This is a genomic window from Mycobacterium sp. pW045, from assembly GCF_041287085.1.
GTDB lineage: Bacteria > Actinomycetota > Actinomycetes > Mycobacteriales > Mycobacteriaceae > Mycobacterium > Mycobacterium algericum_A.
The window spans coordinates 1-1,298 of the sequence record NZ_JBGGKU010000025.1; the positions used below are offsets into that span (position 1 = coordinate 1).

At 78.3% G+C, this 1,298-nt stretch carries 1 pseudogene; it reads left to right on the forward strand.

Annotated elements, in window-relative coordinates:
• Nucleotides 1–1,298 (forward strand): annotated as a pseudogene (locus tag ACAG20_RS21035) (PE family protein); the annotation flags it as partial.

The following is a 1,298-nucleotide window of genomic DNA, read 5'->3' on the forward strand; positions in this document are numbered from 1 at the left end:
TCGGCGGCCAGGGCGGCGGCGGCGGTGGCGGCACCAACGCCGGTAACGGTGGTGACGGCGGTGACGGCGCCACTGGTGGCGCGGCCGGCAAGGCCGGCGTCGGCGGACTGGGTGTCACCGGCGGCGCGGCCGGGGCCGCCGGCACCGCGGGCGTCAACACCGACGGCGCCGAGGGCGGTCGCGGCGGTGACGGATTCGGCTTGATCGCCGGGACCAACACCGGCCAGGGCGGCGGCGCCGGCGGCAACGGCGGCAATGCGGGCGCGGTCGGCAACGGCGGCTTCGGCGGCACCGGCGGCCAGGGCGCGACGGTGGACGGCATCACCGACATCAACGGCAACGGCACCGATGGTGCAGTCGGCGGTGTCGGCGGCGACGGCGGCCAGGGCGGTGCTGGTGGCACCATCTCCGGCAACGGCGGCCAGGGTGGCTTCGGCGGTATGGGCGGCCAGGGCGGTGCCGGCGGCGCGGGCGCCGACGCCACGGTCGCCGACACCGACGGCGGTAACGGCGGCAACGCCGGCGCCGGCGGTAACGGCGGTAACGGTGGCCAGGGTGGTACTGCCACCAACGGCACCGGCGGCACCGGCGGCACCGCCGGCTGGGGCGGCAACGGCGGCGTGGCCGGCGTGGGCGGCACGGGCCTCGGCGGCGGCGGCGGCGACGTCGCCGGTAACGGTGGTAGCGGCGGTAACGGCGCCGACGCCGGGGTGATGGGCAATGTCGGCTCCGGCGGGACGGGAACCACCAATGGCGCCAACGGCGCGCTCGGCCAGGACGGCATCGCCAGTGACGGCGGTGCCGGCGGCCAGGGCGGCGCCGGCGAGGGACTGATCGCCGGCACTGACGTGGGCCAGGGCGGCGGCAACGGCGGCGTCGGTGGCAACGCGGCATCGGTCGGCAACGGTGGCGCCGGTGGCGCCGGCGGTGTCGGCGCGACCGTGGATGGCAGCACCGACATCGACGGCAACGGCACCGATGGCTTCGTCGGCGGTATCGGCGGCGACGGTGGTACCGGTGGTCTCGGCGGCACCACGTCTGGTAACGGTGGCGCCGGCGGTAACGGCGGTGCCGGTGGCAAGGGCGGATCCGGTGGCGCCGGCGCGGACGCCACGGTGGCCGACACCGCGGGCGGTAACGGCGGCAACGCCGCGGCCGGTGGCGCGGGCGGCAACGGTGGCGTCGGTGGCGCGGCCGGCGCCGGTGTCGGCGGTGTCGGCGGTGACGCCGGTGATGGTGGCGCCGGCGGTGTGGGCGGTGCCGGTGGCACGGGCTTGGGCGGCGGTGGCGGCGCCAAC